Source organism: Paenibacillus sp. GYB006 (genome assembly GCF_036577645.1).
Classification (GTDB): domain Bacteria; phylum Bacillota; class Bacilli; order Paenibacillales; family Paenibacillaceae; genus Paenibacillus.
In genome coordinates this window covers 25,480-41,728 of the sequence record NZ_JARBDA010000010.1, presented here as the reverse complement: position 1 = coordinate 41,728, position 16,249 = coordinate 25,480, and the positions used below count along the sequence as shown (strand labels likewise).

At 42.4% G+C, this 16,249-nt stretch carries 11 protein-coding genes; 5 read left to right on the top strand and 6 right to left on the bottom strand.

Annotated elements, in window-relative coordinates:
* Positions 1 to 194 precede the first annotated feature (194 nt).
* From PV403_RS18695 to PV403_RS18680, 4 genes are all read right to left on the bottom strand, one after another.
* Positions 195 to 2,012 (bottom strand): cache domain-containing sensor histidine kinase, encoded by a 1,818-nt coding sequence (locus PV403_RS18695; protein WP_332085599.1) that lies wholly within the window; start codon positions 2,010 to 2,012, stop codon positions 195 to 197.
* Positions 2,009 to 3,583, bottom strand: coding sequence for a response regulator transcription factor (locus PV403_RS18690; protein WP_213533161.1), 1,575 nt, complete (start codon positions 3,581 to 3,583; stop codon positions 2,009 to 2,011). Before PV403_RS18690 ends, PV403_RS18695 begins: the two co-directional genes overlap by 4 nt.
* A 188-nt stretch (positions 3,584 to 3,771) precedes the next feature.
* Positions 3,772 to 4,560: an NAD-dependent epimerase/dehydratase family protein gene (locus PV403_RS18685; protein WP_213533163.1), complete on the bottom strand. Its 789-nt coding sequence runs from the start codon at positions 4,558 to 4,560 to the stop codon at positions 3,772 to 3,774.
* 67 nt (positions 4,561 to 4,627) lie between these two features.
* Entirely contained in the window at positions 4,628 to 6,934 is a 2,307-nt protein-coding gene (locus PV403_RS18680; protein ID WP_213533165.1) for an AraC family transcriptional regulator, read from the bottom strand.
* Between the two features lie 174 nt (positions 6,935 to 7,108).
* On the opposite strand from PV403_RS18680, the gene PV403_RS18675 reads away from it, so the two are divergent.
* From PV403_RS18675 to PV403_RS18655, 5 genes are all read left to right on the top strand, one after another.
* Complete coding sequence (locus PV403_RS18675) at positions 7,109 to 8,611, top strand: extracellular solute-binding protein (RefSeq protein ID WP_332085597.1); 1,503 nt, start codon at positions 7,109 to 7,111, stop codon at positions 8,609 to 8,611.
* 301 nt (positions 8,612 to 8,912) lie between these two features.
* The gene (locus PV403_RS18670; RefSeq protein ID WP_332085596.1) at positions 8,913 to 10,463 is read left to right on the top strand and encodes an extracellular solute-binding protein; all 1,551 of its coding nucleotides are present in this window, start codon (positions 8,913 to 8,915) and stop codon (positions 10,461 to 10,463) included.
* A 197-nt stretch (positions 10,464 to 10,660) separates the two neighbouring features.
* The gene (locus tag PV403_RS18665; RefSeq protein ID WP_332085595.1) at positions 10,661 to 11,605 is read left to right on the top strand and encodes an ABC transporter permease; all 945 of its coding nucleotides are present in this window, start codon (positions 10,661 to 10,663) and stop codon (positions 11,603 to 11,605) included.
* Between the two features lie 19 nt (positions 11,606 to 11,624).
* Positions 11,625 to 12,500 carry a carbohydrate ABC transporter permease gene (locus PV403_RS18660; RefSeq protein WP_332085594.1) on the top strand — a complete coding sequence of 292 codons (876 nt, stop codon included), beginning with the start codon at positions 11,625 to 11,627 and terminating at the stop codon, positions 12,498 to 12,500.
* A 41-nt stretch (positions 12,501 to 12,541) separates the two neighbouring features.
* Positions 12,542 to 13,642, top strand: a complete 1,101-nt coding sequence (locus tag PV403_RS18655; RefSeq protein ID WP_332085593.1) for a glycoside hydrolase family 88/105 protein — start codon at positions 12,542 to 12,544, stop codon at positions 13,640 to 13,642.
* Between the two features lie 287 nt (positions 13,643 to 13,929).
* On the opposite strand, the gene PV403_RS18650 is transcribed toward PV403_RS18655, so the two are convergent.
* Positions 13,930 to 15,069, bottom strand: a complete 1,140-nt coding sequence (locus PV403_RS18650) for a DUF2087 domain-containing protein (RefSeq protein WP_332085591.1) — start codon at positions 15,067 to 15,069, stop codon at positions 13,930 to 13,932.
* A 202-nt stretch (positions 15,070 to 15,271) separates the two neighbouring features.
* Entirely contained in the window at positions 15,272 to 16,117 is an 846-nt protein-coding gene (locus tag PV403_RS18645; RefSeq protein WP_332085590.1) for a manganese catalase family protein, read from the bottom strand.
* Between the last annotated feature and the right edge of the window lie 132 nt (positions 16,118 to 16,249).

Genomic DNA, 16,249 nt, shown 5'->3' with positions numbered 1-16,249 from the left:
GTTTACTTTCTATGCTTCCATCTTATCACTCATGTATGCGGTTTCTTTAGAACTATCTTTGTTAGCTTTGGTGCTTTTCTTAGTTACCTTGTTCAATTCACCGCTATACTCATGTACTATATTTAGGTTTTGGTTCTTTATTTAGATTAATCCCATATTTTTGAATTTGATTTAACTTTTATATCCTTTATTGTTCAACTGCTTTTCTCGTCTTGCTCCTCCTGTTTTTGTAGAGGTATCGTGATTTTGATCCGAGTACCCTCACCAATTACACTGCTAATATCAACTCCATAGCTGTCTCCATACATGAATCTGAGCCTATGATCCACATTCTGTATCCCGATACCCGAGAATAACTTTCGATTCCTCTTTGTCTTCGGTAATGTTTTTCCTTCCGCCGTTTCAGCTGAATCTATGTCCATCCCATCTCCGTTGTCATTTACTTCACAGACCAAATGATTATCCTGAACCGAAATCATAATCAGAATCGTTCCCTCTTCTTTATGGTTGAAAGCATGAAAAAACGCATTTTCAATAAACGGCTGTAAAATAAGTTTAGGAATTTGGTAGTCCATACTCTCTGGTTCTATGAAATAATTGACTCGAATTCTATCGCCATATCTTACATGATTGATAAACACATAATTCTTTAGTGTGTCCAGCTCTTGGCGGACGGTAACGGCACTTTGTACGTTACTGACGGTATTTTGCAGCAAGGTAATTAAGGCATTGATCGTTTCGGCAGCTTTTTCTTTGTTTCCTTGTTGTACGAGAAACTTAACAGAAGCCAGCGTATTATATAGAAAATGAGGATTAATCTGCATTTGGAGCGCCGCAAGTTCGGCTTTTCGCTGTTCTTTCTGAGTCTCTACCAATCGATCTACATACACATTTAATTCGTCGAGTACATAGTTGAACGCATTGCCCAGCTCCTCCACCTCATATCCGCTTTTGGATACGTCAACGCGCTGATTAAATCCACTCGTTGGAATCTGTGACATATGACGGACAAGTCCTCTCATGGACTTCGTCATTTTCCTTGTAATGAGATAGACAACAATTAGTGACAGTAAAACAACGGACATGATCATGAGTGTAATTGTTTTTACATTGACCATATTCCCCATCGCTGTTTCTCGGTCTAAAAGGTTCACCAGATAAAAATCAAATTCCGGTAAATACTCTGATAATACCGTCATCTCGCTTCCCTCAAAAGAAAGGCTTGTACTGCCGAGTCCACTCTTCTCTTGTGTATCTACAGCGTGCAACAGAGAAGGAACATGCTTACCGATCAGCTCACTTCGATTACTGGAAATAATCTGTCCCTGTGAACTCATCAGCAGCACATCATTGCCTTCACTCGTGAAATTCTCATAAAAAGACTGGAAATCCTGGTCGCGAAACGTGATATACAGTGTTCCATAAATATTCCCAGTATACTGTTCATATAAAGCTTTTGAGGCAACCAGCACAGGTTTTTGTTCTGTACCCGGCTGATCTCGATCATAATAAAGCTGATACAGAATCTCCCGCGGATTTGCTTTTGTCTGTTTTGTTATCTCATGATTGTTTAATTCATCTACCGTAACCGACCAGTACCAAGGATCTGTTGTATAACTTCGCCCGTTGGCTCCAACGAGTGTCACACCTACATCATAAGCACTTAGGTTCGTTATAATTGTCTTGATCCGCTGCGTCATTGCATAGGTCTGCATGGATAAAGACACGGAATCCGTCTCACTGCTCGACAGGTATTTACGGACTCCTCCGCTTTGCGCAATTAAGGTAGCGCTCGTTGCAACCGCATTATTGTATGCTTCAAGATCTGATTTGACCTGTCCCAGTAACTTTTCATTCGTAATACTGAAGGTCTTGAGGAATAAATTCTCAGACATGCGAATCGTAATCGCTACAGATAGCAACGAGACCGTAATAATACTGATTAAGGTGACTAAAAACAGCTTCACAAACAAACTTCTTTTGTTCAAATTTGCAAGCTCCCCCATCATCATATGTTCTGGTTCTCCTGCACTTGTTCTTTTCGATACTGACTTGGTGATACCCCGGTCATCTTTTTAAAAACTTTTGTAAAATAACTCTGATCAGAGTAACCTACACGGTCACTAATTTCAGAGATTGTCTCTTCTGTTGCTACCAGCATTTCTTTTGCTTTCTCAACTCGCACCTTGTTTACATATTCACTGAAACCTTCATTATTGTTGGCAGAGAAATAACTCGATAAATAAGATGCGTTAAAATGAAACTTCTTCGCCACTTCCGTTAGGGTAATTGGCTCGGCATAATGCTCCTGTATATAGTTTAGCAGACGATAAAAACTTGGATTCGTTGAAGTGTCCGTCTCTCTCGTAATGCTCTCCGCTTCTTGGATAAATTCCTCGATGAACTGAATCGCATCACGTGCGTACACGGCCTGATCAATTTGTCTGAAATAATCATATTTTCTCTTTTCGAGTGGCTCGGTTTCAAATTTCAGCTTACTTAGTGTGTTGGTAACATTAAATATAAAATTACCAAGCAGAGATTTGAATTCAAATATATCTGTCTCATAATCTAAAGATTTCGCATGGATATGTTCAAGGAAAAATGAAAAGGATTTTTGGAATTGTTTACGTTTTAATCCTTCAATCAGTTCCGCCATATCTATCGCTGACGTCCTAGCCGGTAAGGCAGGTAAATGGTCTGCTTCAAGAACCGGATACGTCGGTAAATAAAACGAGTAACGTTTCAATCTCTCATATTGTTTACTGTAGACGTTGCCCAATTGGCAAAAATCTTCAAATCGATTACTAATAATAAAATGCAGCCTCTCTGCTTGCTCACGCTGCTGAGGAATACGGGAAAGATTCTGTATCAGTTGCTCTATACGTTCGGACCAGGGATCATTCGCATTGAGTAAATAGAGCAGCGTGCCTGGAACAGATTCTAGCTTCATATACTCTGCTTGCCCTGATCGTAAATGATGAAGACACTGACTCACACTTTTTTCGATCTGACTCTTCTCTAATTTATCTTTTACGGGATTCAAATCTGCACCCAGTAGAAGAAACTTAGGATAAGGAAACCGGCGGCGGATGATTTCGGTTGTTATCTCTGCCTCATAACCGGAAATCATCTTATCGATTGCTTGCGCGATCTGTGTCTCTTCCGATCGTTCTTCTTTTACCGGTATGCCAAGTCCTTCTATTTTGGCTGCTGTTTTGTGTAAAATAGAGAGCAGATATTCCGCCTCGAGTTTAGGTTTTAATATATAGTCAGCGACTCCGTTCTGAAACGTAGAACGCACATAATCGAATTCGCTGAAGCTGCTCAGCACGATAACCTCGATAGCAGGATAGCGCTCTTTTACCAACCTTACCAACTTCTCGCCATCCATAATAGGCATCACGATATCTGTAATCACAATGTGAGGTTGTAACTCTTCTACCAATTCTAGCGCTTCCAAACCATTAGAAGCTTCCCCAACAATATAATAGCCAGCTTGTTCCCAGTCCAGAAGATGTTTGATCCCCTGTCTAACCAGCATCTCGTCATCGACGATAAGAACTTTGCACAATGATCTCATCCCTTGACCCCCTCTGAACTCCGATTCTCTTCTTTCTTTTACTATACACTTTCGTCGAAAATTAATAAATGCGTTTTATATTTACCATATTCAACCAATTTAAATCTGTAAAATGAATAAAAAAGACGAAATCAGCGTATTTGCTGTTTCGTCTTCTTCTTTTAGATTCTGGGAAGCCAGATGCCTTTTTATATATTGCCGCCCTGATACTCTGTCTCATCTTGCTTTACCTGTTGTCCCTGGCGCTCGAACTGTTCCATGAGTTCTGCTGCATCATCTTGAGGTTCATATCCGATCAGCTGTTTAAGGTAACGAATATCATAGTAGTTATCTGTGTTGGCAGAAGTGCCATATAGACTTAAGAATTTATGTATCTCTGGTGCTTCTATGCATTTATCTGCAAGCTGTACTAAATCTCGCTCGGAGATCCATATATGCGCTGCACGCTCGGAATGCGGTTTGTTATCACCCGGGAAATTACCAATTCGGATGTTAATAGAAGAAATTCCATGTTTGTCCGAATACAGTCTGCCAAGAAGTTCGATATAACACTTGCTCAGTCCATAAAAACTATCGGGACGATAGGGGTCATTCGCATCGACTTCTTCCCCTACTTTATAAAATCCCGTGGCGTGGTTTGAACTTGAAAAAATAACCCGCTTTACCCCGTTACATCTTGCTGCTTCATATAAGTAATACGCTCCCGTTACATTGATCGGCAGTACTTTGCCAAGGAAGTCTTCCTCATCTTTAGCCCATCCTATATGGAGGATCGTGTCGACTCCCTTGGTAAGTTCCAGTAGCTGGTCTGAATTGGTAACATCGAGTGGTTGTATCTTCTTCTTTTCGTCCCCAATCAGATCTGTTGCGATCACTTCGTATTTGCCCGTCTCTCGTAAACCTGCAGCGAGGCAGCTTCCAATTTTACCTGCGGCCCCTGTGATCAGTATTCTTTTACGCTCTGAGTTATGTCCCATTCCTATACCCCCTGTTTTATGTCATCACAGAAAGTATTAACCAAAAATCCATGGACATATCACAAGGTCAGGCTTCGATTTGCATCGTTTTTTGTCTGTATTGGCCAGGGGTTAAACCTTCCTGCTTACGGAACGAACGGATGAAATTCTGCGAATTGTTGTAACGAAGCTTCGCTGCAATGTCTTTTACCGGAATATCCGTTTCGGCCAGCCACTTCTTCGCAATTTGAAATCGGTAAACAGATAGATATTCACTGAAAAAATAATTCGTTTCTTTCCGAAATACACTGCTTAAGTAGTTAGCATTGTAGTGAAGCCTGGAAGCACATTCTTCCAGTGTCAGATCAGTATCATAATAACGATGAATAAGCTCGATTATTTTCTCCGATATGTTGTGGTACTGCGCATCCTGACGGTCTCGGAACACTTTAATCATCGGATGGATCACAGCTGTCCAGAACCAATCCTCGATTTCGGCTACAATATGGCAATCTAGCAGTTCCTCAAATAACGTTCCTGTTCCATAATAAATCTGCTTCAAGCTAATACCGGATTCTTGCATCGTGATCAGCAGGTTATTCAGCAGACGCGATAGCGGAATCTGGTACTCCTGCGGTGACATCTCGGTGGCGAACACATGCCTTAGCAGCTGTTCAAGCAGTTCCTTTGCCTTCTCAGCGTTTGCGAGCTTAACCGCATCCAGCAGCTCGTTTTCTAAATGATTGGGATAATTCAGCTTCAAGTAAGGTTTCCCCGAGTTAATATTTTCAAACTGAATGATAATGCCGTCCCCAAGAGTCATGCGATGCTTTAACGCCTCTAGCCCTTCTTTATAGGCGATCGAAAGGGTTCGGATATCATGGAATGGAAGACTCATGCCAATGCTAACCTGCACGCTTAAGTAACTTGTAATTTCACTCATTAGCTGCTCTGTTGCGGTATAGATTTTAGCTTGGAAAGCCGTCTTTTCGCTCTCCTTGCTGCCGATAAGGGCAACAACTGTGTGGTCAATCATCACTGGAGCCAGCTGTTCTTCCTCCGGAATAAGCTCTTCTACCATATTTTGCACGGCGAATAATAAAAGCTCTAAATCTTGCTTCTCATATCTCGTTTGCTCAAGTGTTCCTATTTGTATGGTAAGCACCGACATCGTCTTCCACTCCTCAAGCTGCCGGCTGTAATCAAACTGCTCTAGCTTGTCATGCAGCTCTTTTGCCTTCACCTTGCCTTGGAAAGCACGAATTAAGAAAAAGGTACGCACTTGCTTAAGCTGCTTTCTCACTTCATCTTCTAATCTCGATTTTGATTGAAATAAAGCATGAACCTGCTCTCCGATCAATTGAAACTCGTTGCTTGTCTTCTCATCTGCATTGCGGTGGCCAAATTGTTTCAGCAATAGTTTAATCGGCGAATACATCCGTTTTGAACCCAGCCAGGCAATAGTGATGCAGATCAGCAGAATGAGTAAACAGGCATAAAGCGTGTACGCTCCAATTTTTTTGGATTCACTCGTCATACTTTGAATAGAATCATAGCTGACATAAGTCCAGTCATTAAAATCGGAACGATAATAGGTTATGGAAAAAGGTTTATCCCCAATATGTGATTTATATTGCCCCGAAGCACCGCTCAATTGCGTCAGACTATGAATGCCTGTCTTCTCCGCAGGCTCGCCAATTAATGATTCATCTGAGTGTAAAATAATCTTGCCCTGCTCATTCACAATCATCAGTCCACTTAGATCGGAATGATTCGTACCCAGCAAGGACTGCACATCACAGGCAGGAATGTTTGCGATTGCCAGCCCATGCGGATCAAGTCCTCTTGAAGGGAGCTGTTTAACAAGACCTATGCTGTAGGAGCAGGCTGAATTATTGGCATTTTCTTCGCTGTAAAACCATGTAGATGGATTCAAAGACCAAGAGGTTGAGTCGGGAAGCTCCATCAGGCTCGCCAGCTGATCATGATAAGGGTACTCATCAAACTTGTAGAGGCCGGAATTTTTAATCATCCAGTTATAACGCTCATTAATGAGAATGACATCTTCGAGCTTGGTATCGAATGATTGCATATAGCGGATTTCAGTACGCAAGTCGTTATACATAATGAAATCGTTTTCAGTTATATTTAAATTAAGAGCTTTCTTCATAAAAGACGAATTGATTACTTGATTAAGTGTTTGGTTGACAGTCGTTAATTTTTGCTCTACATTGGATTTAATTTGAATAATTAACATTAACTTGCTTTCATTTACGTTTTTCTGTATTTCATTGTATGATGTTAAATAAGAGAATGTACCGATAAAAATAACCGGAAGCGTGCTTAATAAGAACCCGAATATCGTCATTTTGGATAGAAAACTTAAAGAACGCACTTGAGGATCACCTACACTTCAATTGTCATATTTATCGTACTGTTATTGTAGTGGAACAGCCCTTTTACGAGCAATAATCATCTACCTGTCAGATAATCATTATCTTAGATTACACACAAGAATTGGGGGAGCGAGCAATTCTCTCATTCTAAATAAGAAGGGGGCAGAATGCTGATGAAAGGGTTCCAAACAGTAAATAAATTATTTGTAACATCTTCCATATTTTTCATTATACTTCTATTTGTAAGCGCATGCAGTAATAATTCTTCAGAAAAATCAAATGCTGCCTCGATAGAGGATTCACCCATTTCCATCATGCTCCCCCTTCACTTCCCTACTCCTCCAAGTGATGAAATGCAGTCCATGCTGGAAGAATGGAGCCGCTTTACCCTAGATATCAACTGGATTCCAGATGGAATCTATAGCGATAAGATGAATACTGCATTAACAACGAACTCCTTAAAGAAAGTGACCTTTGTTAGAAATACGGACTTCCTTCTCCTGAAAAATACAATAAGATCCGGCGCATTCTGGGAGATCGGACCTTACTTAGAGGATTATCCTAACCTTAAATACTTAAATAAAGATATTCTGAAGCAGGCTGCCGTTGATGATCGCATCTATGGTTTATATACAGAGCGTCCATCGTCACGACAAGGCGCAATCATTCGGCAGGATTGGCTAGATCATCTAGAGCTTGCCGTGCCGGGAACCCTTGATGAATTGTATGAGGTTCTTCATGCTTTTACATATAATGACCCTGATGGGAACGGGAAGGCAGATACCATTGGCCTTGCGGACCGTAATGATCTGATCTATGGAGCGTTCAAGACAGTCAGCTCTTATTTCGGGACACCTAATAACTGGAGTATGGAAGAAGGCACATTTATACCAGAGTTTGAGACACCAGCTTATATGGAGACAATGAACTTTTTCAAAAAACTATATAACGAGCAGCTCATTAACCGTGATTTTGCTGTGACAAGCAAAGAAGTGCAGCGGAATATGATCATAAAAGGCAAAGCCGGCGTCTATATTGGAAGCATGACCGATATTCAGCGCTTATATGAGGAAGCTAAAGTAATTAATCCGGATGCTTCATTTACTTTATCCAACCGGATTAAAGGTCCTAACGGTTACCGGGTATGGTCCATTCCGAATTTTAACGGATTATATTTATTTTCCAAGAAGGCGATCAAGACAGAAGAAGAATTAAAGCATATTTTAGCTTTCTTTGACCGCACAATGGATAAGGATATTGCAAACTTATTGAAATATGGCATTGAAGGTAAGCATTATACGTTGGAGAATGGTCAAGTCCGCCTGCCGGAGGAAACAACTCAGCTGCGTATTCAAGAAGTAAATGCTTTTTATATGTTGATGATTGCGGACATGAGTAACCCGAGTGTTATGGAGGTAGCGGAGAAAGAGACCTTAACAGCTTTAGCGGACCAGCTTAGCCAGGATAATGAAAAATTTCTCGTCATAGACCCTGCAGCTCATTTGGAATCAAAGACGTATGATGAGCGGAATGCAGAACTCAGTAAAATTATAACAGACGCCACCTACAACTATATTCTTGGCAACTTAACAGAGCAGGACTTTCAGCAGGAGACGAAGCGCTGGCGTATAAATGGCGGCAACACGATTATTAAGGAGTTATCAGAAGCTTTATAAAAATCAACATTTGGCTTCGCCCCAATCAGTTACTGCTTGGGGTTCTTAGCGTATTGCTGCATTATGCAAGTAAGGTGTCCCCTTTTTCCTGCACTCGAGCAGATCTTTACAACGAATCTCCCTGTTTGCTCTCTCTGGATCTTATACGACACTATGGTGTCATTTCCCACGCAATAATCATTTCATCAGACTCTTGCTGGTATGCCTGCATATGAGCAAATGATTGTATACGATACTTTATCCATTCGGTAGTGTTTAGTGTGTAAGCCAAATCCCATCGTTAAATGGAGGTCACAAAGGAATGAAAAAGAAAAAGCCTTTATCCTTGGCTCTATGTGCTGTCATGTCCCTAACACTGCTTCTCTCCGCCTGCTCCGGCGGAAACGGTACAGGCACAACATCTACCGGATCGGGTGATACGGGTTCCAGCCCTAACGCCAGTACACCGAAGGATGATAGCCCAGCGGAAATTACCATCATGCTGCCGCTGAATACGCCTGAGACTCCAACCGACACTGTTAAAAATGAACTAGAGAAGCTGACAAACACGAAACTTACGTATCAATTCTTTCCAGCGGATACATATGAGGAGAAGTTGAACACGGCATTTGCTACCGGATCCTTGCCGCAAGCGACTTATTTGAAAAATGCTACAACGTTCTTGCTCATGCGTGAAGCAATTAAGGAAGGACAGTTCTGGGAGATTGGCCCTTACCTAAGCGAATTTCCAAATTTAAATAAATTAAAACCAGAAGTACTTGATAATACCAAGGTCGAAGGCAAATTGTATTCTTTATATCTCGGCCGCCCACTTGCCCGTCAAGGAATCATCTATCGTAAAGACTGGGCAGATAAGCTGAATATTGCTCCTCCAGAAACAACAGAAGAGCTGTTCGCTATGGCTAAAGCATTTACTGAGCAGGACCCTGACGGCAATGGACAAAACGATACAACAGGCATCGCAGACCGTAATGAGCTCGTTTTTGGCGCCTTTAAGACGGTTTCCTCTTGGTTCGGTACACCGAACAACTGGGGGGAGAAAGACGGCCAACTGCTGCCTGAATTTATGTTCCCTGAATATATCGATACCATGTCCTTTTTCAAATCACTTCGTGATAACGGTTACATGAATCAAGATTTTGCTGCTACAAGTAAAACAGATGCTGTTAATTTGTTCACGAGTGGTAAAGCAGGTATTTATATCGGCGGATCTATGCCAGATATTACAACACTTGATAAGGACTTGATCAAAAACGTACCAACCGCTGTCCTTGATGCACACAGCATGGTGAAAAGCCCAGACGGCAACATTCATCAATGGATGATTGCAGGTTATAACAACCTTGTATTGTTCCCAAAAACAGCAGTCAAGGATGAGGAAGAACTCAAGAAAATTCTAGGTTTCTTCGACAAAATGATGACACCAGAAGTAGCTAACCTCATGTTCTGGGGTATCGAAGGCACACACTATACCGTCGTAGACGGAAAAGCGAAGCCATCTGAAGATAAAGAACTGACAGAACGTGAAGTGAAGGGCTATAAGGACAGTGTAATCGGTGAGGCAGAAACAAATGGCATGTACGAGAGCTTAAATGAGCTCCCAGGACGTATTCGCGCGGAAGAACTCATTAAGGAAAATGAGAAATACGGCGTGAAAGACCCTACTGCTGCACTGGATTCAGCCACCTATGCATCCAAAGGCGTAGAGCTGCAACAGACAATTACTGATGCTACGTACAAGTTTATCTATGGACAAATCGACCAAGCCGGCTTTGAGAAGGAAATTGAGAAATGGAAGAAGCAAGGCGGCGAGAAAATGATCGAGGAGTTTAATGCGAGTTACAAAAAATAAAAGCGGGCGGCCAATATAAACCGGCCTCTCGGGTAGGCAGAAGGCAGTGCATGCAGATCGTTCCCTAAATAGAGCCTGTATTCAGACACAGCAGCCATATATCAGGCTCACTTAAGGAACGCTCTGCTCGCGCTGCTTATTGTGCCACAGCAGAGTCTTAGCCCCTAGCGGAGCCAACTTTGGAAGGATGAGGACTTATGGAGGAGACCGTGATCAGCCGACAAGTTACCAAGACGCAGCCAGCATGGCGCAAGCGATTTTGGCGAAACAAATGGCTGTATCTCATGATTGTGCCCGGCATTATTTATTTTCTTATCTTTAAATATATCCCGATGTTTGGACTTGTCATTTCGTTCCAAGATTATAAACCGTTTAAAGGCATACTAGGGAGCGAATGGGTAGGATTTAAGCATTTTGAGCGGTTGTTTACTGAACCTGACTTTTGGAACATTTTATCTAATACATTACTATTGTTTGGCATGAACCTGCTATTTTACTTTCCCATACCTATTATCTTGGCCTTAATGCTTAATGAGGTAAGAATCACGTTTTTTAAAAGATTTTTTCAAACACTGGTTTATCTGCCCCATTTTATGTCTTGGGTCATCATCGTATCCATCAGTTATGTCATGCTGACCATGGACGGCGGCATTGTCAATGAACTGCTTGTTCAACTTGGCTTTAGTAAAATTAATTTCCTGCTTAGTCCTGAATGGTTCCGGCCGACCTATATTATTCAGGTAATCTGGCGTGAAGCGGGCTGGGGAACCATTATATACTTGGCGGCAATCGCAGCGGTAGATCCTCAGCTGTATGAAGCAGCAAGGATGGACGGAGCTGGACGGCTTCGTCAAGTGTGGCATATCACGCTGCCTGCCATTCGTAGTGTAATTATCGTCCTGTTAATATTGAAAATTGGCGATGTTCTGGAGCTTGGCTTTGAGCATGTATACCTGCTGCTCAACTCAATGAATCGGGATGTTGCTGAAATAATTGACACCTATGTGTATACCGCTGGCCTAAAACAAATGCAGTTCAGTTATAGTTCGGCAGTTGGCTTCTTCAAGTCACTTGTTGGTTTAGTACTCGTTATGCTGGCAAACCGCTTATCTAAAAAAATGGGTGAAGAAGGCATCTATTAATGCCAAGGGAGGATTCATTATGGTAGAAGATCGTACGCTAAGCGGTCGACTGTTCGTTGCGGTTAACTATACGCTGCTGACGATTATCGCACTTGTTACCGTGCTCCCGTTCATCCACGTGGTAGCGGGCTCGTTTACGACGAACGCCGAGATTGCAGCCAAAAAATTTATTCTTATTCCAACGGTTTGGAGTCTCGAGGCCTATAAGTTTATTTTTTCAACGGATACCATTTTCAGAGCAATGAGTGTATCGATTGGCGTTACAGTGATAGGCACGTTACTCAGCATGTTCGTCACATCGCTAATGGCCTATGGCTTGTCGCGCCGTGATCTAGACGGCCGAAACCTTATTATGTTCCTCGTTGTATTTACGATGCTATTTAGCGGCGGGATGATCCCCACTTTTTTGGTGGTTAAGGAGCTTGGCCTGATTGACAGCTATGCAGCGCTTATACTGCCATCGACTATTGGCGCATTTAATATGATCATACTCAAAAACTTCTTTCAGAACATACCGGAAGGACTTGAAGAATCAGCTAAAATTGATGGCTGTAATGACTTTGGCATCTTGTTTCGTATTGTTCTGCCGCTCTCTATGCCGGCAATTGCAACCATTTCACTTTTTTATGCCGTTACCTACTGGAATACGTATTTGAGCGCTATTTTGTATTTGAACGACAGCAAAATGTGGCCGATTCAAGTATTGCTTCGTCAGATCGTTGTGCTTGCTTCGGGAATGGATTATAGCTCAAACCTGGACTCCGCCGTTCCCCCACCTGATCAATCGGTCAAGATGGCGGTAATCGTCGTAGCTACGCTGCCGATTTTACTAGTGTATCCATTCCTGCAAAAGCATTTTGCCAAGGGAGCTATGCTTGGTTCTATTAAAGGCTAAAAAGATAGCCGCCTAAACTCTATTAGAGGAGAGTAGATCAGATGATTAAATCAGATGTGGCAAAAACACCCATGCAATGGGCTGCAGCTGCGGCAGATGCCATCATGGCAACGTATAAACCAGGCGAACTTCCGCCAGCCCATCGCTGGCATTATCATCAGGGTGTCTTTTTATGCGGGGTTGAGCAGATTGCTGAGCAGTTAGGAGAAGCACGGTATGACGACTATATTCAAGGGTATATTGATGATCTAGTGGATGAGCAAGGTAACCTATTCTTCGCACGGGACGAGCTGGATTCCATACAAGCGGGGCTGTTATTGTTCCGCCAAGCAGAGCGGACGGGGAAACCGCAATATAAGGTGGCTGCAGATAAGCTCCGTAGTTTATTTGGAACCTTAAACCGAACCGCGGAAGGCGGATTTTGGCACAAAGATAAATATCCTCATCAAATGTGGCTGGATGGATTATATATGGGCGGTGTATTTGCTCTAAAGTATGCTGACACCTATGGGGATGAGGAACTGCGGGAAGAAGTATTGCGGCAAGAGCGGCTGATGCGTAAATATATGAAGGATGAGCGGACCGGGCTGCTTTATCACGCTTGGGATGAAAGCCGGCAGATGCCATGGGCAGACCCTGATACAGGCTGTTCACCTGAGTTCTGGGGCCGATCGCTCGGCTGGTATGGACTGGCACTTACAGAGTTTATTGCGCTGCTCCCTGAAGAGCATCCGAGTCATGCTGAGCTGAAGGAGGAGCTTGGAGCATTCGTAGAAGCAATTACTCGCTATCAAGATGAAGAGACAGGCCTATGGTATCAGGTTGTCGATAAAGGCAGCCATCCGGATAACTGGGTGGAAACCTCCTGCTCAAGCTTATTTGTTTATACGATTGCTAGAGCTGTCCAGCAGTCTGCTGCTGACGAGAGCTATATGTCCGCTGCCCGCAAAGGCTTCACCGGACTCGCTCAGATGATGGAAACCGATGATCTTGGACACTTGGTAATGCCCTCTATATGCATCGGTACCTCAGCAGGAGATTATGAAAATTATGTAACTCGCCCAGTAAGTAAAAACGATCTGCATGGCGTTGGTGCATTTATCATGGCGGCCGTTGCTATGCAGGATAAGATGACGAAATAGCATTACACAAAAATATAAATCGGCATATAATATAACTAACAGATCTCGCCCGCACCTCTGCTTATGCATGTGGAACAGGGCGAGACATTTTTGTTTTATGAAGGTTTTTTCTTGTTACAAGATAGTGACCCTAAAACAGCAACCACATATCAAGAGCAATAGATCTCTTTTTTCGTAACCCGTACCTCTCTAACTACTCTCCGTATTAGATTTTGCTTATCCTCAAATGTGAGTTCTTCTGGATTAAGGGTTAAAGTGTTTCTTTAAGCAAGTTTCTGCTGCTTTGGTCAAGCCTCGTTATACCCATTCTCTCCATAAGGCTGAAGCTTCTCAAGCCAGCTTGCCTCCAACTTTTTTAATGCATCTTTTACATCAAAAAAGATATTACTCTCTGGGATTTTTAACTTTTCCACAACTTCAATCGCAAAAGCTTCTTCCCCGTACTCTTTCCATTCTTCTTGAAGCCTGCGGTTGCGATGACTTCCCATATTCAGCATAAATTGTTGACCATTCAGACTTTTGAGGTTTGGTGTACTTGCCACATACCTTTTTCCATTTTCTTTATTACGAATTTGATAAACGCCGGCTTCTGTCTTTATTTCTTTTGCCAGTTGTTTTAACTCTTCTCTGCGATTTGCCATTTTACGACTCTCTCCTTCCTTCGGGGTAAGCCAGTAACTGCTTCCATCCTCTTCCCGGCTAAGTATGCCATAGTCCACCATCGATCTGCGAAGCAACACATAATCCTCATAAATTTGATCTAGAATCCCATTCACTTCGGACTCGGAATATACTTTGTTCGTATCAAAACGTTTTGCAATCTCATTCATAATAATGAGTCGATGTTTCTCTTGCACTGCAAAAGTTTCGAGCGGTCCATCTGTACCAAAAGGGAAATATTTAGTCAGTACTTTCTCCTGCTCAGCGGTCAAATCAGTCTCCTTATTGGTAGCTTGGCCTGCTCTGTTATTAGGTGATACCACAGGCATGACAGGGGTATCGTGATCACGCGAGTGCAGCAACTCCATTACAGCCAGCAGCACTTTTGCTTGTCTCTCCTTCTCCCTGAGCACAAACCGATGATTACGAATCGTTGAAGTAGAGCCAATTCCTAATTCTTTTTGTATTTCCGCATCTTTTTTCCCTTCATAAAACTCTGCCAGCAGCCTGCGCTGTATATCAGAAAGTCCGCTCACTTTCTTGTCCTGTGAGATCAAGAACTGAAATACCGACCCATGTTCTTCTTGAATATGGATCTGTATATATCTGAATGATTCATATAAGACTTCATTGTGAGGATAAATCACTCCTTTTTCAGCGGTATAACCACAGCAGACACAGATATATTCGGTCTCTGTCTCGATATAGCCGCGCTTGATTTCCTCCAATGAGGCATCATATGCAAAATCATTGTGTTGTTCCGTCATAACACGTCCTCCTCGTTTTGTTTATATAGATATATTATGTTCTTGTTTGTTAATTGTCAAACATAATAATAAAAAGTTTGGTTTAATATAGACGAAACAAGATAATTGTCTATATCCCCTCTGCTGATACCATTAAAATACAATCTGTACACGGCAAAAAACCTCCGCCCTTACACAGGGCAGAGGTTTTTATAGATACTATTTATTTTTTTAATGGGACTTTTACAACATCCAGATCATGATGGATATTAGTCGGAGGAATCTCTGGCTTGTACACTTGACCTTGAGGAGCAGGGTCTGCTTCATATACAAAATCGCCTGTTCCATCCGGAGCACTGCCTGTAGCCCACAAACCTTCACTAGATTCATTGCCTTCGGACAAGTCCCAGAATTTATAAGCTTCAGGTTGAGATTCCAGTTCTGCTTCTGGTGGGAAGGAAGCGGGAACAACCACTCCATTCTTCTCTTCCAATTCCTGAATTGCTGCCATCCATTGATACTGGTGGTAACGGTCTCGTGCCAGCATTTTGCGGAACGTTGCACGAACGCCTTCATCTTTTGTCATATGATAAAGTCTAGCAACCTGCAGTCTTCCTTGTGTCTCTGCATGGAGATTAGAACGCATATCTGCAAGCAGGTTACCGCTCGCTACGATGTAACTGCCATTCCAAGGTACACCATTAGAATTCGTCGGCAATCCGCCAAGACCGCTCACAAGCAAGTGTTGTGGATTCATTCCACCCATAATCGCTGCTGTTACTGGGTCCTTCGCAGCTTCTTCTTGGTCTTCCGGTGAAGCTCCATCCAAGAGCTGGCTAATTAACGCACATAGCATTTCGACATGACCGATTTCTTCCGTACCGATATCCATGAGCATATCTTTATATTTTTCCTCACCACGGCAATTGAAGCCTTGGAACAAATATTGCATCATTACTGTCATTTCACCAAACTGTCCACCCAGAACTTCCTGCACCTGGCGTGCAAACAATGGATCTGGACGATCTACTTTCACTTCAAACTGCAATTCTTTTTGATGACGAAACATGATTATCACTCCTCTTATTCTAGTTTTCGCAAACTTCTAATTTGTATATAAACCCTCTCCCCTTTAACTAAACAAAAGAAATTCATCCCAATTATGCAGCATCTCATCTTGAACACTTAGATATAAACGGAT